Annotated in this window: 17 protein-coding genes; 14 read left to right on the top strand and 3 right to left on the bottom strand. The window is 75.1% G+C overall.

Annotated elements, in window-relative coordinates; translation table 11 throughout:
• Positions 1-11 precede the first annotated feature (11 nt).
• The 13 genes from GA0074696_RS21385 (at position 12) to GA0074696_RS21325 (ending at position 16,755) form a co-directional block, all read left to right on the top strand.
• Positions 12-1,529, top strand: coding sequence for a glycoside hydrolase family 16 protein (locus GA0074696_RS21385; protein ID WP_157746080.1), 1,518 nt, complete (start codon positions 12-14; stop codon positions 1,527-1,529).
• Positions 1,530-1,651: 122 nt separating this feature from the next.
• Positions 1,652-2,893, top strand: coding sequence for a hypothetical protein (locus tag GA0074696_RS21380; protein WP_088962747.1), 1,242 nt, complete (start codon positions 1,652-1,654; stop codon positions 2,891-2,893).
• 302 nt (positions 2,894-3,195) lie between these two features.
• Positions 3,196-4,035, top strand: coding sequence for a phosphatase PAP2 family protein (locus GA0074696_RS21375; protein ID WP_088962746.1), 840 nt, complete (start codon positions 3,196-3,198; stop codon positions 4,033-4,035).
• Positions 4,036-4,117: 82 nt separating this feature from the next.
• Positions 4,118-5,059 carry a glycosyltransferase gene (locus GA0074696_RS21370; RefSeq protein ID WP_088962745.1) on the top strand — a complete coding sequence of 314 codons (942 nt, stop codon included), beginning with the start codon at positions 4,118-4,120 and terminating at the stop codon, positions 5,057-5,059.
• Positions 5,060-5,276: 217 nt separating this feature from the next.
• Positions 5,277-7,202, top strand: coding sequence for a WD40 repeat domain-containing protein (locus GA0074696_RS21365; protein WP_407940502.1), 1,926 nt, complete (start codon positions 5,277-5,279; stop codon positions 7,200-7,202).
• Positions 7,203-7,392: 190 nt separating this feature from the next.
• Positions 7,393-9,027, top strand: coding sequence for a Wzz/FepE/Etk N-terminal domain-containing protein (locus GA0074696_RS21360; RefSeq protein ID WP_088962743.1), 1,635 nt, complete (start codon positions 7,393-7,395; stop codon positions 9,025-9,027).
• Positions 9,020-9,961: a glycosyltransferase family 2 protein gene (locus GA0074696_RS21355; RefSeq protein ID WP_088962742.1), complete on the top strand. Its 942-nt coding sequence runs from the start codon at positions 9,020-9,022 to the stop codon at positions 9,959-9,961. The genes GA0074696_RS21360 and GA0074696_RS21355 overlap by 8 nt, the downstream gene beginning before the upstream one ends.
• The gene (locus GA0074696_RS21350) at positions 9,954-11,738 is read left to right on the top strand and encodes an O-antigen ligase family protein (RefSeq protein ID WP_231925105.1); all 1,785 of its coding nucleotides are present in this window, start codon (positions 9,954-9,956) and stop codon (positions 11,736-11,738) included. The genes GA0074696_RS21355 and GA0074696_RS21350 overlap by 8 nt, the downstream gene beginning before the upstream one ends.
• A complete protein-coding gene (locus GA0074696_RS21345; RefSeq protein WP_088962741.1) occupies positions 11,735-13,300 on the top strand; it encodes a lipopolysaccharide biosynthesis protein in 1,566 nt (521 codons plus the stop codon). Before GA0074696_RS21350 ends, GA0074696_RS21345 begins: the two co-directional genes overlap by 4 nt.
• 19 nt (positions 13,301-13,319) lie before the next feature.
• The gene (locus GA0074696_RS21340) at positions 13,320-14,204 is read left to right on the top strand and encodes a sulfotransferase domain-containing protein (RefSeq protein WP_088964703.1); all 885 of its coding nucleotides are present in this window, start codon (positions 13,320-13,322) and stop codon (positions 14,202-14,204) included.
• Positions 14,205-14,371: 167 nt separating this feature from the next.
• Positions 14,372-14,914, top strand: a complete 543-nt coding sequence (locus GA0074696_RS21335; RefSeq protein WP_331716549.1) for a class I SAM-dependent methyltransferase — start codon at positions 14,372-14,374, stop codon at positions 14,912-14,914.
• Positions 14,915-15,014: 100 nt separating this feature from the next.
• Positions 15,015-16,193, top strand: a complete 1,179-nt coding sequence (gene aroC / locus GA0074696_RS21330) for a chorismate synthase (RefSeq protein ID WP_088962740.1) — start codon at positions 15,015-15,017, stop codon at positions 16,191-16,193.
• A gap of 55 nt (positions 16,194-16,248) precedes the next feature.
• Positions 16,249-16,755, top strand: coding sequence for a shikimate kinase (locus GA0074696_RS21325; protein ID WP_088962739.1), 507 nt, complete (start codon positions 16,249-16,251; stop codon positions 16,753-16,755).
• A gap of 12 nt (positions 16,756-16,767) precedes the next feature.
• Here the strand turns inward: GA0074696_RS21325 and GA0074696_RS21320 are convergent, their stop codons facing one another.
• Positions 16,768-17,496 (bottom strand): alpha/beta fold hydrolase, encoded by a 729-nt coding sequence (locus tag GA0074696_RS21320; protein WP_088962738.1) that lies wholly within the window; start codon positions 17,494-17,496, stop codon positions 16,768-16,770.
• Positions 17,497-17,578: 82 nt separating this feature from the next.
• Here GA0074696_RS21320 and GA0074696_RS21315 point away from each other — a divergent pair, with 82 nt between their 5' ends.
• Entirely contained in the window at positions 17,579-18,559 is a 981-nt protein-coding gene (locus GA0074696_RS21315; RefSeq protein ID WP_088962737.1) for a helix-turn-helix transcriptional regulator, read from the top strand.
• Between the two features lie 92 nt (positions 18,560-18,651).
• Here the strand turns inward: GA0074696_RS21315 and GA0074696_RS21310 are convergent, their stop codons facing one another.
• Positions 18,652-19,419: a cytochrome c oxidase assembly protein gene (locus GA0074696_RS21310; RefSeq protein WP_088962736.1), complete on the bottom strand. Its 768-nt coding sequence runs from the start codon at positions 19,417-19,419 to the stop codon at positions 18,652-18,654.
• Positions 19,416-19,937, bottom strand: a complete 522-nt coding sequence (locus GA0074696_RS21305; protein WP_088962735.1) for a DUF2243 domain-containing protein — start codon at positions 19,935-19,937, stop codon at positions 19,416-19,418. The genes GA0074696_RS21310 and GA0074696_RS21305 overlap by 4 nt, the downstream gene beginning before the upstream one ends.
• Between the last annotated feature and the right edge of the window lie 31 nt (positions 19,938-19,968).

The raw sequence follows: 19,968 nt of genomic DNA, 5'->3' as shown, positions 1-19,968 counted from the left end.
GGGAGTGTCCCTTGAGCCGGCACGGACTCCACCGCGCTGCATCCCGCCTCGGCGCGCGCCGCAAGGCCGCGGTCCTGGGTGTCCTGAGCGCCGGCATGGTGGCCGGCGTGGTGGCCACGATGATGCCGCTGGTGGCGGCGGAGGTGCCCCCGCTCGCCGTGGCCGCGGCGGCGGACACCACCGCCACCCAGGTCCCGCAGGACGGGGACAACGGCGTCAAGACCACCCTGGCCAGCTGCCCCCGGCTCTGCGACGGCAACCGCACCGGCGAGCGGGACGCGCTGGTCGAGTTCGCGGTGCGCGACCTGCCGGCCGACGCGGTCGACGTCCGCGCCACCCTGCGGGTGTACGCCTGGCAGCCGTTCTCCTCCCGGGTGCACGCCCACCGGGCCTTCGGCTCCGCCGCCGGCACCGGCGCCTGGTCGCTGCGGCCGGAACTCGGGCCGGCGCTGTCCGGCGTCGAGCGGGTCGGCCAGGGCTTCAACGAGTGGGACGTGTCGGCCTCGGTCACCGGCAACGGCCGGTTCGTCTTCGCCCTGACCCAGGAGACCTGGAACACCCGGATCTACTGGGCGTCCCGGGAGAACGTCAAGGTGGCCATCCGGCCGCAGCTGGTGCTGCGCTACGGACGCGGCGGCCGGCCCGCGCCGACCCGGACGACCGCGGCGCCGAGCCCGATCGCGACGACCACCACCGCCGCCCCCGCGCCGTCGCCGAGCCGAACCGCGTCGCCCACCGCGAGCCGGACCGCCCCGATCCCGCCGCCGAGCACCACCGCGCCCGCCCCGTCGCCGACCACCCGTCCTGGCGACCAGGTGCCCGGCTGGCGGCTGGTCTGGTCCGACGAGTTCGACGGCGCCATCGTCGACCGGTCGAAGTGGAACCTGCGCGACGACGAGGGACGCGACATCGACCGGGGCTGCAACGTGGACGATCCGGACAACACCTTCGTCGCCGGCGGCGTGCTGACCCTGCGCGCCCAGCGGGAGACCGCGGTGTGCAGCTCGCAGACCCGCGAGTACACGCAGAGCTACCTGGACACCATCGGCCTGGCGTCGTTCCGGTACGGCCGGTTCGAAGTGCGCGCCCAGTCGCCCAACGGGCCCACCGACTCCAACGGCCTGTGGCCGGCGTTCTGGCTGCGCCCGGACGACGGCGGCCACGGCGAGATCGACGTGGTGGAGCTGCCCGGCGGCGACGGGTTCTACCAGGCCGCCACCCTGGGCATCTTCTACGACTACACCCCGGTCAAGCAGGACCAGCGGTACCCGTTCCCGATCGGCTACCCGGGTGACGGCTTCCACACGTACACCACCGAGTGGGAGCCGGACGCGATCCGCTGGTACGTCGACGGCCGGCTGGTCTGGCAGCGCGACCGGGCCACCACGCCCTGGTTCGACGAGGTCTTCCACAAGCCGTACAACCTGCGGTTGAACTTCCAGGTGGGCGGCTGGTTGGGCGACCCGGACGCGGCGACCCGCTTCCCGGCCGACTTCCGGGTCGACCACGTCCGCGTCTGGCAGCGCTGAGCGCGGCCACCGGCACCACGCCGCCCGGCGGGCCCGCAGCCCGTCGGGCGGTTCCTTGCCCCCGGGCCCTATCGTGTCCGCCAGCGCGGACCGGCGGCCGGCCCGGGCGGACGGGAGACGGCATGGCGGCGCACCGGGCGGACGATCCCCGCGAACGCTCCGACGGCATCGGCTGGGTGAGCCGGGCGATCTTCGGCGACCCCCGGTTGTGGCTGGACGTCTCCGCCGCCCCGCCGCCACCCGGGCACCGCGTCGCCGCCCGCTACGCGGTGGTGCCGTCGGTGGCGCGGGCGAAGTTCCTGCTGCCGCTGGCCTCCCGGCGGGTCGGGGCCGCCTCGACGCTGGCGTACAACGCGCTGCGGCCACCCCGGGTACGGGCCAACCGGCTCGCCGTCGGCGTGCTCGCCGGGGTCGGCGCCACCGGGCTGGCCCGGATGCCGGTGCTGACGGTCGCCGTGCCGGACGGGGTCGAGGAGACCGAGCTGCTGCTGGCCGCGCACCTGGGCCGGCTGGCCGGCCGCCGGCTGCACGCGGCGATCGGCATCCGGCCGCCGGACCCGCACCACAAGCCGACCCTGCAACTCTTCGACGACCGGGGCGCGGCCCGCGGGTACGCGAAGATCGGCTGGAACGACGCGACCCGGGCGATGGTGGCGGTGGAGGCCGTCGCGCTGCGCGCGCTGCCCCGCGACGGCGGCGACTTCCCGGACGTGCCCCGGTTGCTGCGCGAGCTGCGCTGGGGCGACCTGGCGGTGACCCTGGTCGAGCCGATGCCCGCCCGGGTCCGCAGGCTGCCGCACCCGGAGCGCCCCGAGGTGGCCGCGATGCTGGCGGTGGCCCGCCGGGGTGGCCCGGCGACCCCGCCCCGGCCGCTGCGCGGTTCGGCGTTCCTGGCCGACCTCGGCGCGCGCGCCGAACGCGCCGGCGGTCCGGTCGTCGACGCGGTCGCCGCGCTCGTCGCCCGCGACGGCGACACCACGCTGGAGTTCGGTCACTGGCACGGCGACTGGGTGCCCTGGAACCTCGGCCGCCACGGCGGCCGGTTGGTCGCCTGGGACTGGGAGAACAGCGGCGCGCACCGCCCGGTCGGGTTCGACCTGGCCCACCAGGGGTTCCAGAGCGCGCTGTCGCTGGGCGGCCGGCCGGTGCCGGCGGCCGCCGCCGAGATGGTCGCGGTGCTGCAGCGGCACGGTGCGGCGTTCGGGCTGGACGCGACCCGCCGCCGGCTCGTCGCCGACGCGTACCTCGTCGAGCTGTGGCTGCGCACGGCCGAGCTGGCCGCCGGGGGCGGCGGCTGGAGCGACCGGCTGCATCCCGCGCTGCTGCACGTCCTCGCCGAGCGGCTGTCCGGCGGGACCGGCTGATCGGGGCGCGCGACTGTCGGGGAGGCGACCGGCAAACCCGGTAAAAAGCCGCGTGAGCGTTCTGCTCACTACCACTCATCGGAGCCGGTCCACTAGGGTCACCACTCGATCACCACCTGCCGGCGACGGCGTGGTCGATCCTGCCCGGCGTGGGGGCGCCGCCGGGCTCCGGTGTGGGGCGGCCGGCGGTGGGCCGGCGTGGCAGGGGGACGGATGGCAACGGCGGGTGACGTCGGGCGCGGGGCCGCCCGACGGACGGTGCTCGGCCGGTCGACCGGCCGGCGGAACGGCGGCGACCGAGGATGACGCTCATCTACGCGCTGGGGCTGCTGGCGGTGCTGGTGCCCGCGGTGCTGACGCCGGTGGCGGCGAACCGCTGGGCCCCGGTGGTCCGCGACGGTCGGGCGGCGCACCGGCTGCGGGTGGCGCTGGCCGGGCTGACCGACGCGTTCGGCCGGACCGGGGCCGCGCTGGTCGTGCTGCTCGCCGGCGGCGCCGCGGTGGTGGCGATCTGCTGGCCGCTGGGGGAGGTGCTGTCCCGCCTCGAACCGCACGTCGACCATCCGGTCTTCGACTACGTGCACGCCCGACGGGTCGACACCTGGGCGGAGTTGAACTCCTTCTACACCGCGCTCGGTGACCGCTACCCGCTCAAGTGGGTCACCGGCGTGGCGACGCTGGTCTTCGTCGTCCTGTGGCGGCGCCGCCGGTGGTGGGTTCCGCTGGTCGTGCTGCCCCTGCAGTTCGTCGTCGAGCAGTACGTCCAGGCCATTCTGGCGACCATGGTCGATCGGGGCCACCCTCCGACCGACCTGGGAACCTACCCGTCGGGCGGGTGCGCGCGGATCATGCTGACCTTCGGCACCATCGCGGTGCTGGCAATGGTGACCTGGCGCCTGCCGCGCGGCGTCCGGGTGGCCCTGGTGACCCTGGTGGTGACGCTGGTCAGCGTTGAGGGCTACACGCGGATCTACGCCGAGAAGCACTGGCTGACCGACGTGCTCGGCGGCTGGATCTTCGCCGCCCTGCTGTTCGCGGTGATGGCGCTGGCGGTGCTCGTCGCCGACGGCCGGCTCCGCCCGCCGGCACCGTCCGGTGTGAGCACCCCGGCGACCCGCGACCGCGTCACGACCGCCACCTGAGCATGAGCCCGGACGCCGCACCCGTACCGCGGCGGCCGGAACGCCCGATCCACCACCCCTCACCACGGAAGCTGGCACCGACGTGACCACCCTTCTCGTCGCCTCCACCGGTGGACACCTCGCCGAGCTGCACGACCTGGCCCCCCGGCTCGGCGTGCAGGACGACTGCGTCTGGGCCACCTTCGACTCGCCGCAGAGCCGGTCGCTGCTCGACGGCCAGGAGGTCATCCACGTCCCACCGGCCACCACCCGGGACGCGGTGGGCGCGCTGCGTGACCTGCTGGCGGCCCGCCGGGTGCTCGGCGGCGGGCGGTTCCGGCAGGTGATCAGCACCGGCGCCAGCGTGGCCATGTCGTTCTTCCTGCCCGCCGTCCGTCACGGCCTGGCCTGCCACTACATCGAGAGCGCCACCCGCACCGAGGGGCCCTCGCTCACCGGACGGCTGGTCGCCCGGGTGCCCCGCACCCGGCTCTACACCCAGTACCCGGGCTGGGCGGCCGGCCGGTGGGCCTACGGCGGCTCCATCTTCGACACCTACCTCGCCACCCGGCGGGTGACGTCCCGGCCGGTGTCGCGGATCGTGGTCGCCCTCGGCACCCACGACCGCTTCGGGTTCCCCCGGTTGCTGCGTCGCCTGGTCGACGTCCTCCCATCGGAGGCGGAGGTCCTCTGGCAGGTCGGCTCGACGGTCGTCCCGGGGATGCCCGCCGGCGCCCGCCGCGAGGTGCCGTACGCCGAGATGCAGCAGGCCATGCGGGAGGCGGACGTCGTCGTCACGCATGCCGGGGTCGGCTCGGCGCTGGCCGCGATGCGCGCCGGGCACCGTGCCGTCTACGTGCCCCGCCGCCGCCGGTACGGCGAGCACGTCGACGACCACCAGGTCGCGATGGCCCGGGAACTGGACCGCCGGGGGCTGGTGCTGGCCCGGGAGGCCGACGAGATCACCGTCGACGACCTGGCCGAGGCGGCATCGTGGACGGTCGGCGCGAGCGGCGCGCCGGCACCGTTCCGGTGGACGACGTGACGCCCGGCCCGGCCGGCACGTCCACCGGTCGAGGCGCGACCGGTGTCCACCGTGGCCCGTGGCGCCGCGACCCGGACGACGGGACCGGACCGAGCCGCCGTCGGAGCGGACCGGTCGGTTGATGGTGCGACAAATCGGAACGCAGCAAGCTACGCAGGATCTCACTTCATCATTGGGGGCGCCCGTGCTTCTCAGAACGTCGTCTCGATCGCGCCGGGTGCCGGCGCTGCGGCGGTGGCTCGCCGCGCTCGCCGCGCCGGTGCTGGCCGTCGGCCTGCTGGCGGCGCCCGCCCGGGCGGACGGCCTGCCGCCGGTGCCCATGACGCTCACCTCGGCGAACCCGGCCGACAACATCCCGCACGCGCAGAACGGCGACGTGAAGGCCTTCGCCGAGATCGGCAGCACCGTCTACGTCGGTGGCTCGTTCACCTCGATCAAGGCGGCCGGCGACGCGAGCTGGACGGCCCGCAACTACCTGTTCGCGTACGACCGGGTGAGCGGGGCGCTGAAGGCGGGCTTCGCGCCGGCGCTGGACGGCGCGGTGCACGCGCTGGCGGCCAGCCCGGACGGCAAGCTCATCGTCGGTGGCGCGTTCGGCACGGTCAACGGCGTGGCCCGCAAGAACCTGGTCGAGCTGGATCCGACCACCGGCGCCACCGTCGCCTCCTGGGTCGGCCGCAGCGACGGCGGGCTCGTCCGGCGCACCGTCGTGCTGGGCAACAAGCTCTACCTCGCCGGGGCGTTCCACTGGGTCAACGGCACCCAGCACTCGCTGCTGGCCCGGCTGGACGCCACCACCGGCGCCATCGACCCGACCTTCCAGGTCGACGCCAGCGTCGCCCGGTCCAGCTCCGAGCTGGTGTGGGGCCTCGCCGTCGCGCCGAACGGCGGGACCCTGGTCGCGGTCGGCAACTTCACCCAGGTCAACGGCCAGGCGCGCAACCAGGTGGTGGTCGTCGAGAACCTGACCGGTACCCCGGCCGTCGCCGCCTGGAGCACCCAGCGGTACGTGGCGCAGTGCGGCGCCGGCTTCCCGTTCTATGCCCGCGACGTCGACTTCTCCGACGACGGCAGCTATTTCGTGATCGCCGCGGACGGTGGCCGGGCCACCGGGGCGTACTGCGACACGATCGCCCGGTTCGAGACCGCCACCCGGGGCGCGGCCATCGACGGCACCTGGGTGGACGACACCGGCCACGACTCGGTGACCTCGATCGAGGCGGCCGACAACGTGGTGTACGTCGGCGGTCACTTCCGGTGGCTGAGCAACGCCAACGGTGACGACTCCGCGGGCGCGGGCGCCATCAACCGGTACGGCCTGGGCGCGCTCGACCCGATCAACGGCATGCCGCTGGTGTGGAACCCGACCCGCTCGGGCGCGCCGGCCGGCACGACCGAGTGGGGTCCGATCCTGTGGGAGCTGTGGCGCGGCAGCAACGGCCTGCTCGCCGGCTTCGACAACGACGGGCTCGGCAACGAGTACCACGGCCGGATGGGGCTGTTCCCGCTGGCCGGTGGCCGGACGATCCCGGCGGTCAACGCGCCGTCGGCCGCCTCGGGCTACCTCTACGTGGGCACCGCCAACGGCCAGGCCACCAAGGTGCCGTTCGACGGCACCACGCTGGGCACCCCGGTGGCCAGCAGCCAGCCGAACCTCACCGCGGCGGGCGCGGCGTTCTCCGTCGGCAACAAGCTCTACTGGTCCAAGACCGACGCGACCGCGCCGAACGGCAGCTACCTGGACGTGTCGATCTTCTCGGGCGGCTCGGTGGGCGCGCCCTGGATCAGCAGCGGCTACAACAACTGGTTCAAGCCCGCCACCATGAGCGGGGCGTTCTACCTCGACGGCCGGATGTACTACACGAAGGCCGGTACCAACAACCTGTTCTACCGCTACCTGGAGCCGGACGGCTACATCGTCGGCTGCACCGAGTTCACGCTGCCCAGCCTGAACCTCGCCTGGGGCAACGTCCGGGGCATGGCCTGGGTGAACGGCAAGATCGTGTACGGCAACGCCGACGGTTCGCTGCGGGCCGTCCCGTTCGACGAGACGGCCGTCGACGGCACCGCCTCGGTCCAGCTCGCGCCCGCCTCGGCCGGCGTGAACTGGTCCAGCCGGACGCTGTTCTTCGCCACCTCCTGACCCGATCCGGGTTCCGGGCGGTTCGCCGGTGTCCCCGCGACACCGGCGGACCGCCCGTACCGCAGGGGGCCGGTCGGCTGTCGACCGCGGGTGAACGGTCGGCGACAATGAGACGACCCACCCGCCCCGGCGCGGTCGTCACCCGGCCGGTGCCGGCCGCCCCTTCCTCATCGCGCAAGGACCTGACCTGATGGACGTGACCGACGTCGCTTCCGCCCGGCAACGCCCGGTCGGCCTCGTCGAGCTGGCCCGCATCCCGCTGCGGCGGTGGCGGATCGTGCTCGCCTCCGCGGCGCTGGTGCTGGCGGCCGTGCTGGCCTACCTGTTCGTGCTGCCGGCCACGTACACCGCGACCACGGCCGTGGTGGTCCGGCCGGTGGTGACCGACCCGTTCTCGGTGCCGTCCGGTGGCGCCGACCGCGCGGTGAACATGACGGCCGAGAGCGGGATCGCCACCAGCAACGACGTCATCGACAAGGTCGCCCGCATCACCGGGCGGGACACCAAGGAGGTGGCCGACGCCCTGGAGGTGGAGACCCCGGTCGGTGGGCAGGTGATGCGCTTCAGCTACGCCGGGCACAGCGAGCGCGAGGCGGTGAACGGCGCGAACGGCGCCGCCGAGTCGTACCTGGAACTGCGCAAGGGCATGTACGAGAACCAGCGCGCCGGGGTGCTCAAGTCGTACGACGACACGATCGACCTGGTCACCGCCCAGCGCACGACGACGCAACGGTCGCTGCCGGCCAACCAGAGCTCCAGCAACCCGTCCCCGCGCACCAGCGCCCTGCTGGACCAGCTGCGGGCGCTCAACGACCAGCTCGCCACCCTCGCCGAGCAGCGGTCCAAGGTGGCCTCCGCCGACCTGAGCCCCGGCTCGGTGACCAGCGCCGCCCGTACCCCGGTGCCCTCCAGCCGGGACACGGCGCCGCTGCTCCTGGTCGCCGGCCTGCTCGGCGGGCTGCTCCTCGGTGGGCTGGTGGCCTTCGTCCGGGAGTCCCTGGACCGCCGGGTGCGCACCGCCGCCGAGGCCGCCGCGACGATCAACGCGCCGCTGCTCGGCACGGTGCGGTGCCGCCGGGGCGGGCAGCCGGACGAGTCGGACCTGCGCTACCTCGTGCTGGCTCTGGGCCGCTGGGTCGACGGGCCGCAGCGGACCCCGCTGGTGGTGCTCTCCTCGGCGACCGACGAGGGCCGCGAGCAGGTCACCGCGGGGCTGGCCGCGGTGCTGGCCGCCGCCGGCCACGACGTACGCCTCGGTGTCACGCCGGAGAGCCTGGACCGGATCCGACCGCTGATGCTGGACGCGCAGCGCCGCAACCCGCCGGTGGAGCCGGCCCGCTCCCGTCCGCTGCCCCGTCCCCGCCCGGTGCCCGCCACCACACCGGCGACGACGGCCGCCGGGCCCGAGGACACCGCCGTGATCCCGGCGGTCCGCAAGCCCCGACCGTTCCCCACCTCCGCCGAGGCGAAGAACGGCGCGGTGTACCGCTCCACCACCACTGGAGAGGACAAGACGGAGGTCATCCCGACCGCCCGGCCGGCTGCCGACGGCGCGGCGACCGACGGGCAGGAGTTGCGCATCGGCACCGGCAAGGTCCGCCTCGTCGACCTGGACGGCGCCGCCTCGGAGGGGCTCACCGTGCTGGACGCGCCGCCCGCGCTGCACGACGAGCGCGGGGTCCGGGCCGCCCGGGAGGGCCGGGCGCTGCTGGTCGCGGCCCGGGACCGGACCCGGACGGGTCAGCTGACCCAGCTGGTGGACCGGCTGCGCTCCGTCGGGGTGGAGCCGGTCGGATTCGTGCTGACGGGAGACGGCCGTGACTGACCGCGACCAGCCGGGCGCCGCGACGGCGTACCCCCCGGTGACCGTGGTGGTGGCCACCCGGGACCGGCCGGGGCTGCTGGAGCGGGCCGTGCGGGCGGTGCTCGACCAGGACTACCCGGGGCCGGTCGAGTGCCTGGTGGTGTACGACCACACCGAGATCCGCCCGCTCGACCTGGCCGTGCCGGCCGGGCGCACCCTGCGGTACGTCACCAACACGCACCGGCGCGGGCTGCCCGGCGGCCGCAACACCGGCGCGGACGAGGCGACCAGCGACCTCATCGCGTTCTGCGACGACGACGACTTCTGGCTGCCGACCAAGCTCACCCGGCAGGTGGAGCTGCTGGCGGCCCGCCCCGACGCCGCCGCCGCGAGCTGCGGCATCCGGCTGGAGGGCCCGGGCATCGCCAAGGAGCGGCGCCTGGACCGGGCCGAGGTCGGCCTGTCCGACTTCGTCGAGGACCGGGTGATGGAGGTGCACTCCAGCACCATCCTGGTCCGGCGGTCCACCTGGAACGCGGTCGGCCCGGTCGACGAGGAACTGCCGGGCGGCTACGGCGAGGACTACGAGTGGCTGCTGCGGGTGACCGCGCACGGTCCGGTGGTGATCGTGCCGGAGGTGCTGGTGGTGGTGGACTGGCACGGCGGCTCGTTCTTCTTCGGCCGCTGGGCGATGATCGTCGAGGCCACCCGCTACCTGCTCGCCAAGCACCCGGAGCTGGCCGGCAGCCGGACCGGGCTGGCCCGGTTGCACGGCCAGATCGCCTTCGCGCTCGCCTCCGGGCGGCGGCGCCGGGAGGCGCTGCGCGAGCTGGGCCGGGTGGTCCGGCTCAACCCCCGTGAGAAGCGGGTGCTGGTGACCGTGCCGGTGGTGCTCGGCCTGCTCTCCGGGGAGCGGGTGCTCCGGCTGGCCCAGCGCCGGGGCCGGGGTGTCTGACCGGCGGCCCGGGGCGACCGCGCCGCCACTGCCCGTCTGGCCGCTGACGGCCATGTTCGCCCTGGTGCCGCTCTGGTGGGCGCTGGGCGCGTTCTACCTCGGCTGGTCGGTCTTCGGGGTCGTGCTGCTCGCCCTGCTGGTCACCCGCGGCCGGGTCGCGCTGCCCCCCGGCAGCGCCGCCTGGCTGGTCTTCCTCATCCTGGTGCTGCTCAGCGCCACCCGGCTGGACCGGGCCACCGCCTACCTCACCTTCGGGCTGCGCTTCGGCTTCCTGGCGACCGCGCTGGTGGTCTGCGTGTACGTGCACACCCTGGTCCGCGAGGGCGCCCGGTGGGACCGGGTGCTGCGCCCGCTGGGCTGGTACTGGCTGGGCGTGGTGGCGCTGGGCTGGCTGGCCGTGCTGATGCCGACCTTCGCCCTGACCACCCCGGTGGAGATGGCCCTGCCGCACGGCATCTCGGGGGAGCGGTTCATCCAGGCGCTGACCCACGTCCGGGCCAACGAGTTCAACCCGCAGTCGCGCACGCCGATCTACCGCACCGCGACGCCGTACCCGTACACCAACAACTGGGGGACCGCGTACGCGCTGCTGGTGCCCTGCGTGCTGGCGTACCTGACCTCGGTGCGTACCGGGCGGTTCCGGGTGGCGCTGTGGGTGTCGCTGCCGTTGTCGGTGGTGCCGGCGTTCATGACGCTCAACCGGGGCATGTTCCTCGGCCTCGGCGCCGGCCTGCTCTACCTGGGCCTGCGCGCCCTGGTCCGGGGCAACGCCCGGCTGATCGTCTCGATCGGCGGGCTGGTCGTGCTGGTCTGGGTGGTCAGCCTGGTCGTGCCGGTGCAGGAGATGATCGACGCCCGGGTCAGCAGCACCGACACCAACGTCGACCGGATGGACCTCTACGTGCGGACCTGGCAGGCGGTCGAGCGCTCGCCGCTGCTCGGGTACGGCGCGCCGAAGAGCGTGGACACCACCCTCGCCGAGGAGCCGCTGGGCACCCAGGGCCTGATCTGGCAGATCCTCTACAGCCACGGCATCCCGGCGCTGGTGGTCTTCCTCGGCTGGCTGGTGCTGGTGGCCCGGCGGCTGGCCGCCGCGGTCTCGCCGGCCGGGCACTGGCTGAGCACCGTCCCGGTGATCGCGCTGGTGGTCATCCCGGTCTACGCCTACATCGACCCGAACCTGTCGGTGATCTTCTTCGCCGTCGGGGCCGGGTTGGCGGCGGTGGGCGGGCCGGTCAACCGGGCGCCGACCGGCCCGTCCACCATGGCCCGACCGGCGCCGCTGGCGCCCTGGCGTACCCGGGGGATCGGCCGCGCCGCGGTGCCCGCGCCACCGGTGCCCCCGCCCGCGCCGCCGCCGGCGACCGGGGTGGCCGCGGTCCCGCTGCGCATGCCGGCCCCGCCGTCCGCGCCGTCCGCGTCGTCCCCGCCGTCCGCGTCGTCCCCGCCGTCCGCGCCGGTCCCGGCCGCGAGCGCCGCGCCGGTCGTGCCCGCGCCGCGATCCGCGACCGCCCCGCCTGCGTCGACCGCCCCGCCGTCGACGGCGGCGGAAGCGACGACTGTCGTCCCTGCGCCCCGGGCCGCCACCACCCCGCCCCCTGCCCCGGCAACGCCGACCACGCCGGCCGGGACCGCCGTGCCCGCGCCCCGGGCCGCGACCATCCCGCCTCCCGCGCCGGCCCCGGCCGTGCCGGCGGCGGCCGAGGCGGCCCGGCCGCCGGCGTCCGAGCCGGACCGGCCGGTAGCGGACGCGCCACGCCAGGGAGGGACGGCATGACCGATCCGGGTACGCGGCCGACCGGCGCGGCCGCCACGGCCGTCGCGGACGCCGGGGGGGCGGCCGGCGAGCGGGAGGTACGCCGCAGCACGCGCAGCGGGATGGTCGGGCTGGCCGGCGCGGCGGTCAACGGCCTGCTGGGCTTCGTGCTGACCGTGGTGATCGTCCGTGGTCTGGGCCCGGCCGGCTCCGGTGCGATGTTCACCGCGATCGGCGTGGTGGCGATCATGGGCGTGCTCTGCTGCGCCGGTGCCGACACCGCGCTGGTCTGGGCCCTGCCCCGGCGCCGGACGGGTCGCGACGGTGACGCCGCCCGGCTGCTGCCCGTCGCCCTGCTCCCCGCGCTGCTGTTCACCGCGGTCGTGGCGCTGACCGGCGTGGCCCTCTCCGGGGCGCTCGCGCCGGTGCTGTTCGACCCGGGCACGCGCGAGGGCGCCGGCCTGCTCCGGCTGGCCTTCGCCGGCCTGCCGTTCGTGGTGGCGACCACGGTGCTGCTGGCCGCCGTGCGGGCGGTGCGCCCGGTCGCCGCCCTGGTGGCGGTGCAGTACGTCTTCGTGCCGGCGGCTCGCCCGGCCCTGGTGTCGGCGGCGCTGCTGACCGGCGCGGGGGTGACGGTGGCCTTCGCCGGCTGGCTCGCCCCGATCGCCGTGGCCGTGCTGGTCTGCGTGGCGCTGCTGGCCCGGCCGCTGGGCCTGAGGGCCGGCGCCGCGCTGCGCCCGGTCGCCGAGGACTGGCGGACGCTGTGGGGCTTCGCGCTGCCCCGGGCCGCCTCGGCGACCATCGACGCCAGCAGCATGTGGCTGACGGTGCTGCTCACCGCTGCGCTCGCCGGCCAGGCCGAGGCCGGCATCATCGGCGCGGTCGGCCGCTACGCCCTCGCGGGCCTGCTCATCATGCAGGGCCTGCGGGTGGCCGTGGCACCCCAGCTGTCCCGGCTGCTCGGGCAGGGGCGCACCGGCGAGGCGGCCCTGGTCTACCGGCGGATCACCGCGGTGATCATCGCGCTCTCCTGGCCCGGCTACCTGCTGCTGGCGGTCTTCGCGCCCGGTTTCCTGCGCCTGTTCGGCGCGGAGTTCACCGCCGGCGCCGCCGCCATGGTCGTGCTCGCCGGGGCGATGATGGTCAACTCCGGGACCGGGATCGTACAGACGTTGCTGCTGATGAGCGGCAGCAGCGGACGGCACCTGCTGGCCGCCGCCACCGGCCTGCTGCTCAACGTGGCGCTGGCCGTGCTGCTGATCCCGCCGCACGGGGCGCTCGGCGCGGCGTGGGCCTGGACGGTCGGCATCGTGGCGGAGAACGTCATCGCGACGGTGACCGCCCGCCGGGTAATCGGCGAGCCGCTGATCACCCGCTCGGTGCTGCGCGCCGCGGCCGCCGCCGGCACCGCCACCGCCGTGCTGGCCGCGGCCGGCGCGGCCGTCGCCGGCCGGGGCGTGGCCGGCCTGTTCCTCACCCTCGGGGTCGCGGTGCTGCTCGGCGTCGCGCTGCTGCTGCATCCGGGGGTACGCCGACGGGCGCGGGCGACGGCGCCGACCCTGCTCGGCCGCGGGCCGAGCTGACGAGGAGGACGAGATGACGATGCGGGACAGGGTCAAGGCGCTGGTGCCCGCCCAGGTGCGGACCGGGGTGCGCACCTCGCTGGTCCGCTACGGGGAGCGCACCAGCGACCGGCGCCCGCTGCCGGACTTCCTCATCATCGGCACCAAGCGCGGCGGCACCACCTCGCTCTGGCGCTACCTGCTGAAGCATCCGCTGGTGCCCCGGCTCTTCCCGGCCTGGAACACCAAGACCTCGCACTACTTCGAGGACACCTTCGCCCGGGGCGAGACGTGGTACCGCTCGCACTTCCCGACCCGGCGGCAGCGGCGGGCGCTGGAACGCCGGTACGGCGGCCCGACCCGGGTGGGGGAGGCCGCGCCGCTCTACATGTTCCACCCGCTGGCGCCGGGGCGGGTGGCGGACCTGATCCCCGACGTGAAGCTGATCGTGCTGCTGCGCGACCCGGTGGAGCGGGCGTACTCGCACTGGAAGGAGCGGCGGACCGAGGGCGTGGAGCCGCTCGACTTCGCCGAGGCGCTGGCCCGGGAGGAGGAGCGGACGGCGGGGGAGCGGGAGAAGCTGATCGCCGACCCGACGTCCGTCAGCACCGCCTACGACTGGTACACGTACCGGGCCCGGGGCCGCTACCTGGAGCACCTGGAGCCGTGGCTGGACCGCTTCGACCGCGGGCAGTTGCTGATCCTGCCCAGCGAGACGCTGTACCGCGAGCCCGCCGCCACCTACGCCCGGGTGCTGGACTTCCTCGGCCTGCCGGCCCACCAGCTCGACCGGTACGAGGTCTTCAACGACCGGCGCAGCAGCGCGATGGACCCGGCGGTCCGCGACGAGCTGACCCGGTACTACGCGCCGTACAACGAGGCCCTGGCCAGCCGGCTGGGCATGACCTTCGACTGGGGGAGCTGACCGTGGCGAGCGGGACCCGGACCAACGACGACAACCCGGCGGCACGCCGCCGGAGTTCCCTGAACGCGCTGCGCTTCCGTCTGGTCGACTCCCCGGACTCGTACGGTGCGAAGCGCCGGGCGAAGCGGGCGCTCTGGCTGTCGGAGACGTTCCCCGACCTCGCCCAGATGTCCGTGCTGGACCTCGGCGGCCGGGTCGACAGCTGGTCAAAGGTGCCGGTACGCCCGAAGCACGTGCACGTGGTCAACCTGGAGCCGCTGCCGGCGGAGCTGCCCGACTGGGTGGAGGCCGACCACGTCGACGCCTGCGAGCTCCCCCCGGCCATCCTGAGCCGCCGCTACGACCTGGTGTTCAGCAACAGCGTGCTGGAGCACGTGGGCGGGCACGAGCGGCGCCGCCGGATGGCCGAGGCGATCCGGACGCTCGCTCCCCGGCACTGGGTGCAGACCCCGTACCGGTACTTCCCGGTGGAGCCGCACTGGGTGGCGCCCGGCATGCAGTTCCTGCCGGTGCCGGCCCGGGTGGCGGTGGCCCGCAGGTGGCCGCTGGCCTACACCCCGGGCAAGTCCTGGGAGCAGGCCATGAAGCAGGTGCTCACCACCGAGCTGATCGGTCGGGCCGAGATGCGCTACCTCTTTCCCGACTCGACCATCCGGGCCGAGCGGATGCTCGGCCTGACCAAGTCGATCATCGCGGTCCGGACGGCCTGACCGGCCGCCGGTGACCCGCCCGGCGGACGTCCGCGTCCGCAGGGCGGGACGCGCCGGGCGGCACGTCGGGGCGGCGACCGACCGTGACAGACTGAGCGCTGTGTTGCGCTGGCTGACTGCAGGTGAATCCCACGGACCCGCCCTCGTCGCGATGCTCGAGGGGGTGCCCGCCGGGATCGAGGTGACCACCCGGGAGATCTCCGACGAGCTGGCCCGGCGCCGGCTCGGCTACGGCCGGGGCGCCCGGATGTCGTTCGAGCGGGACGAGGTCGAGGTCATCGGTGGCCTGCGGCACGGCGTCACGCTGGGCAGCCCGGTCGCCATCCGGGTCGGCAACTCCGAGTGGCCGAAGTGGCAGACCGTGATGGCCGCCGACCCGGTGGACCCCGACGAGCTGGCCCGGCAGGCCCGCAACGCCCCGCTGACCCGCCCCCGGCCGGGCCACGCCGACCTGGCCGGCATGCAGAAGTACGGCCACACCGACGCGCGGCCGATCCTGGAGCGGGCCAGCGCGCGGGAGACCGCCGCCCGGGTGGCCGTCGGCACGGTGGCGAAGGCGCTGGTGAAGCAGGCCCTCGGCATCGAGATCGTCTCGCACGTGGTGGAGCTCGGCCCGGTCGCCGCCAAGCCGGGTCTGCGGCCCCGGCCGGAGGACGCCGAGCGGATCGACGCCGACCCGCTGCGCTGCCTCGACCCGGAGGCCAGCGCCCGGATGGTGGCCGAGGTCGACGCCGCGAAGAAGGCCGCCGACACGCTCGGCGGCGTGGTCGAGGTGCTGGCGTACGGGGTGCCGCCGGGCCTGGGCAGCCACGTGCAGTGGGACCGCAAGCTCGACGCCCGGCTGGCCACCGCGCTGATGTCCATCCAGGCGATCAAGGGCGTGGAGATCGGCGACGGCTGGCAGCAGGCCCGCTCCCGCGGCTCCGAGGCGCACGACGAGATCATGCCGACCGCGACCGGCGTCCGCCGGGTCACGGACCGGGCCGGCGGCCTGGAGGGCGGCATCACCACCGGTGAGCCGCTGCGGGTGAAGGCCGCGATGAAGCCGATCTCCTCGCTGAACCGGGCCCTCGCCACGGTCGACGTGACCACCGGCGAGCCGGCCACCGCCATCAACCAGCGCTCGGACGTCTGCGCCGTGCCGGCCGCCGCCGTGGTCGCCGAGGCGATGGTGGCGCTGGTGCTGGCCGAGGCGGCCACCGAGAAGTTCGGCGGCGACTCGGTGGCGGAGATCCGCCGCAACCTCGCCGGGTACCTCGACGCGCTGGTGATCCGGTGAGCGCGAGGAGTGCAGCGGAGCGGAGCCCCGCAGTCGCGAACGACAAGGAGATCCGGTGACGAAGCCGGTCTGCGTGCTGGTCGGGGCGCCCGGCTCCGGCAAGACCACCGTCGGCGTGGAGCTGGCGGCACTGCTCGGGGTCGAGTTCCGGGACACCGACGCCGACATCGAGCGTCTGGCCGGCAAGCCGATCCCGGAGATCTTCATCGACGAGGGGGAGGCGCACTTCCGTACCCTCGAACGGGCGGCGGTGGCGGCGGCGCTGGCCTCGCACGGCGGGGTGCTCGCCCTCGGCGGCGGCGCGGTCCTCGCCGAGGAGAACCGCGCCGCGCTGGTCGGGCACACCGTGGTGCACCTGTCGGTGGAGCTGCCCGACGCGGTGAAGCGGGTCGGGCTCGGCGCCGGCCGGCCGCTGCTCGCGATCAACCCGCGGGCCACCCTCAAGCACCTGATGGACCAGCGCCGCCCGCTCTACGCCGAGGTGGCGACCGCGACCGTGGTCACCGACGGGCGCACCCCGCCGGAGCTGGCCGCCGAGATCGTCGCCCTGCTCAAGCCCTGACCCGGCCGGCGGTCAGCCCCGGGCGATGGTCTCGAGCAGGTCGGCCAGGGCCTTCGGCTCGCTCAGCATCGGCCAGTGACCGGTCGGCAGCCCGTGCAGCTCGGCGCCGGCGAGACCGGCGAAGAACGGGTGACCCTCGGCGATCATCGCGGTGACCACCTCCACCGGGAAGGTGCACGCCACCAGCGCGGTCGGCACCGGCCGGCCACCGGTACGCCGCACCGGGTCGGTCGCCGCCCCCAGCGGGTGCCCGGTGGACCGGCGCCGCAGCAGGGCCAGCGCGCCGTCGTCCAGACCGGCCAGGTTCTGCGGGTCCTCGGCCGGCTCCCAGGCCGGCGGCGGCAGCAGGTGCCCGTCGCCGATCCGCGCGCGCAGCCGCTCCTGCTCCTCCGGCGGGTTGGCGTCGAACTGGGACACCCCGTCGGGCAGCGGCCCGCTCTCCACGTAGACCACCCGGGCGATCCGGTCCGGCATCCGGTCGGCCGCCTGGGTCACCGGCATCCCGCCGCCGGAGTGCCCGACCAGCACCACGTCGCGCAGTTCCTCCGCCTCGATCAGCGCGGTGAGGTCGCTGGTGTGCGTCTCCGGGCCCACCTCCGGCCCGGCCAGGTGGGCCCGGTCGGCCACCCCGGTCAGCGTCACCGCGTACACGTCGTGGCCGCGCCGGCGCAGGTCGGCGGTCACCTCCCGCCACGCCCAGCCGCCCAGCCAGAACCCCGGCACCAGCACGAACGTCGCCATCTCGGATCTCCCTCGTCTCGATGTCCACGGACACCGTAGGCTGGAATCCGGACAGTTCACGCCCGGTATTGCGAGGTGGCCCGTGTCACATCCCGCCGGTCGGGTGCTCGCGATGCTCGAACTGCTCCAGAGCCACCACCGGCTCACCGGCGTCGACCTGGCCGACCGGCTGCGCGTCGACGAGCGCACCGTGCGCCGGTACGCCGCCACCCTGCTCGACCTCGGCATCCCGGTCACCGCCGAACGCGGCCGGTACGGCGGCTACCGGCTGCGCCCGGGCTACAAGCTGCCGCCGCTGATGCTCACCGACGACGAGGCGGTCGCGGTGCTGCTCGGCCTGGTCGCGGCGGAACGGTTGGGGCTGGGCACCGAGGCGCCGGCCACCGCCACCGCCCTGGCCAAGATCCGGCGGGTCCTACCGGCCCCCCTCGCGGAGCGGCTCGCCGCCGTCCAGGACCACCTCGGCTTCACGCTGCGCCGCGCCGACCCGGCGCTGCGCCCGGCCACCGGCACGCTGCTGACCCTCGGCTCAGCCACTCGGCAGCGGCGCCGGGTGACGCTGGACTACCGCTCCTGGCGGGGTGACCCGTCGCGGCGGCAGCTCGACCCGTACGGGCTGGTCTTCCACGCCGGCCGCTGGTATGTCACCGGATACGACCACCTCCGGCACGAGGTACGCACCTTCCGGCTGGACCGGATCGGCGCGGTCAGCACCGGCCCGGAGAGGTTCACCGCGCCGGACGACTTCGACCCGGTGGCCCAGGTGACCCGCTCGCTGGCCGGCGTGCCGTACGCGCACTCCGTCGAGGTGCTGCTGGAGACCGATCTGGTCGCCGCCCGACGCCGCATCCCGCCCAGCGTCGGCGATCTCGCCGAGGTCGCCGGCGGGGTGCTGCTCCGGACCCGCGCCGAGCACCTCGACGGGATGGCGCAGCTGCTCGCCGGGCTCGGCTGGCCGTTCACCGTGCTCCGCCCGGACGCGCTGCGCGACGCCGTCCGCGCCCATGCGACCCGGCTGGCCGGCTGGGCCGACCGGCCCGGCCCCGCCCCACCATCCGGCTGACGAACCAGGACCCGGCAAAGCCCGCGCCGACCGGGACCGGTGGCGCGGGCGGGAGTGGTGGCGCCGGCAGGACCGGCGGCCGGGGTCCCGGTTCAGGCCGGCGACGGCGTCGGCTCGGACGGGGCGCGCCGGGCCACCGGCCGCCAGGTGACCAGCAGGGCGAGGGCGAGCAGGATCTCGGCCAGGTCGCCGCCGTAGTACATCAGCGTCGCCGCCGTCCGCAGCTGCGCCACCGGCGCGGCGGTGTCGACCAGGCCGGCGTACATGAGCTGGGCCAGGGTGGCGTGCGCGGCCACCGACAGCCCCAGCACGACCAGCCGTAGCGGTACCCCGGGGCGGTGCGGCCCCGGGTCGGAGCCGGCGATCGCCCAGGTGAAGAGGTATCCGCTGGCCAGGAAGTGCAGCAGCACCAGGCCGTGCAGCCCCGGATGGGCCAGGGTGGCCCGGTAGAGCGGGGTCAGGTGCAGCAGGTAGAGCCCGCCGGCGGTGAGCAGCAGGCCGGTGATCGGGTGGGTGGCCAGCCGCGGGACCGGGTGGCGCAGCACCCGCAGCGCCGCCCGCCCGACGTCGCGGCGCACCGTGCGCAGCGCGAGGGTGCCGGGCGCGCCGAGCACCAGCCCGAGCGGCGCCAGCATCCCGACCAGCAGGTGCCGACACATGTGAACGACCAGGTCGTGGCCGGGCAGCACCGCGGCCACCGCGAGCAGCGCGGCGCCCGCACCGAAGCTCGCGGTACGCCAGTGGCTCCAGCCGCCGCGCCCCGGTTCGCGCTGACGCAGCGCCGCGGCCAGGTAGACCCAGAAGACCAGCAGCGGTACGAGCAGCAGCGGGCCGACTCCGTCGCCGTGCTGCCCGGTCATCGCCGGTCGGCGCAGGTGTCCACCGAGCCGGCGCGGCGCTGCACCGCCCAGCCCACCGCGATCAGCGCCGCGCCGAACAGCAGGAAGCCGACGTCCCAGGCCGTCTGGTGGGGGCCGCCGTGCACGTGGTGGATGCCCAGCAGGTGGTGGTCGACGAGCCCCTCGACCAGGTTGAACAGGCCCCAGCCCAGCAGCGCCCAGCCCCACAGCGCCGGGGAGCGCCAGAGTCGGCCGCGGGACCGGGTCACCCGGGCGTAGAGCAGGGCCAGCCCGGTGAGCACCGCCACCCAGGTGACCACGTGGAAGATGCCGTCCCAGAGAGTGTTCATCTCAAGGCCGGAGACGGTGTCCACCGGATACGCCCGGATCCCGACGTTGTCCGTGTCGGTGCTGCTGAGCAGGTGGTGCCACTGGAGCACCTGGTGCAGGACGATGCCGTCGGCGAAGCCGCCGAGCCCGACGCCGAGGATGGTGGCGGGCAGCCGGATGTCGGCGCCGTCGATGGTCGTGGTGGCCATGGGGAACCTCCGCCGTCGTGGGCCCGGTCCG

Origin of the sequence: Micromonospora purpureochromogenes (assembly GCF_900091515.1) — a bacterium.
GTDB classification, from domain to species: domain Bacteria; phylum Actinomycetota; class Actinomycetes; order Mycobacteriales; family Micromonosporaceae; genus Micromonospora; species Micromonospora purpureochromogenes.
Note: the sequence above shows the minus strand (reverse complement) of the source record. Positions and strands in the feature narration are given on the sequence as shown.

Excerpts from the sequence above, each read along its gene's own strand:
- GA0074696_RS21340 (WP_088964703.1), top strand. The coding sequence starts at position 13,320 with ATGCGGGACAGGGTCAAGGCGCTGGTGCCCGCCCAGGTGCGGACCGGG.
- GA0074696_RS21310 (WP_088962736.1), bottom strand. The coding sequence starts at position 19,419 with ATGACCGGGCAGCACGGCGACGGAGTCGGCCCGCTGCTGCTCGTACCG.
- GA0074696_RS21305 (WP_088962735.1), bottom strand. The coding sequence starts at position 19,937 with ATGGCCACCACGACCATCGACGGCGCCGACATCCGGCTGCCCGCCACC.
- GA0074696_RS21380 (WP_088962747.1), top strand. The coding sequence starts at position 1,652 with ATGGCGGCGCACCGGGCGGACGATCCCCGCGAACGCTCCGACGGCATC.
- GA0074696_RS21375 (WP_088962746.1), top strand. The coding sequence starts at position 3,196 with ATGACGCTCATCTACGCGCTGGGGCTGCTGGCGGTGCTGGTGCCCGCG.
- GA0074696_RS21320 (WP_088962738.1), bottom strand. The coding sequence starts at position 17,496 with ATGGCGACGTTCGTGCTGGTGCCGGGGTTCTGGCTGGGCGGCTGGGCG.
- GA0074696_RS21360 (WP_088962743.1), top strand. The coding sequence starts at position 7,393 with ATGGACGTGACCGACGTCGCTTCCGCCCGGCAACGCCCGGTCGGCCTC.
- GA0074696_RS21335 (WP_331716549.1), top strand. The coding sequence starts at position 14,372 with ATGTCCGTGCTGGACCTCGGCGGCCGGGTCGACAGCTGGTCAAAGGTG.
- GA0074696_RS21345 (WP_088962741.1), top strand. The coding sequence starts at position 11,735 with ATGACCGATCCGGGTACGCGGCCGACCGGCGCGGCCGCCACGGCCGTC.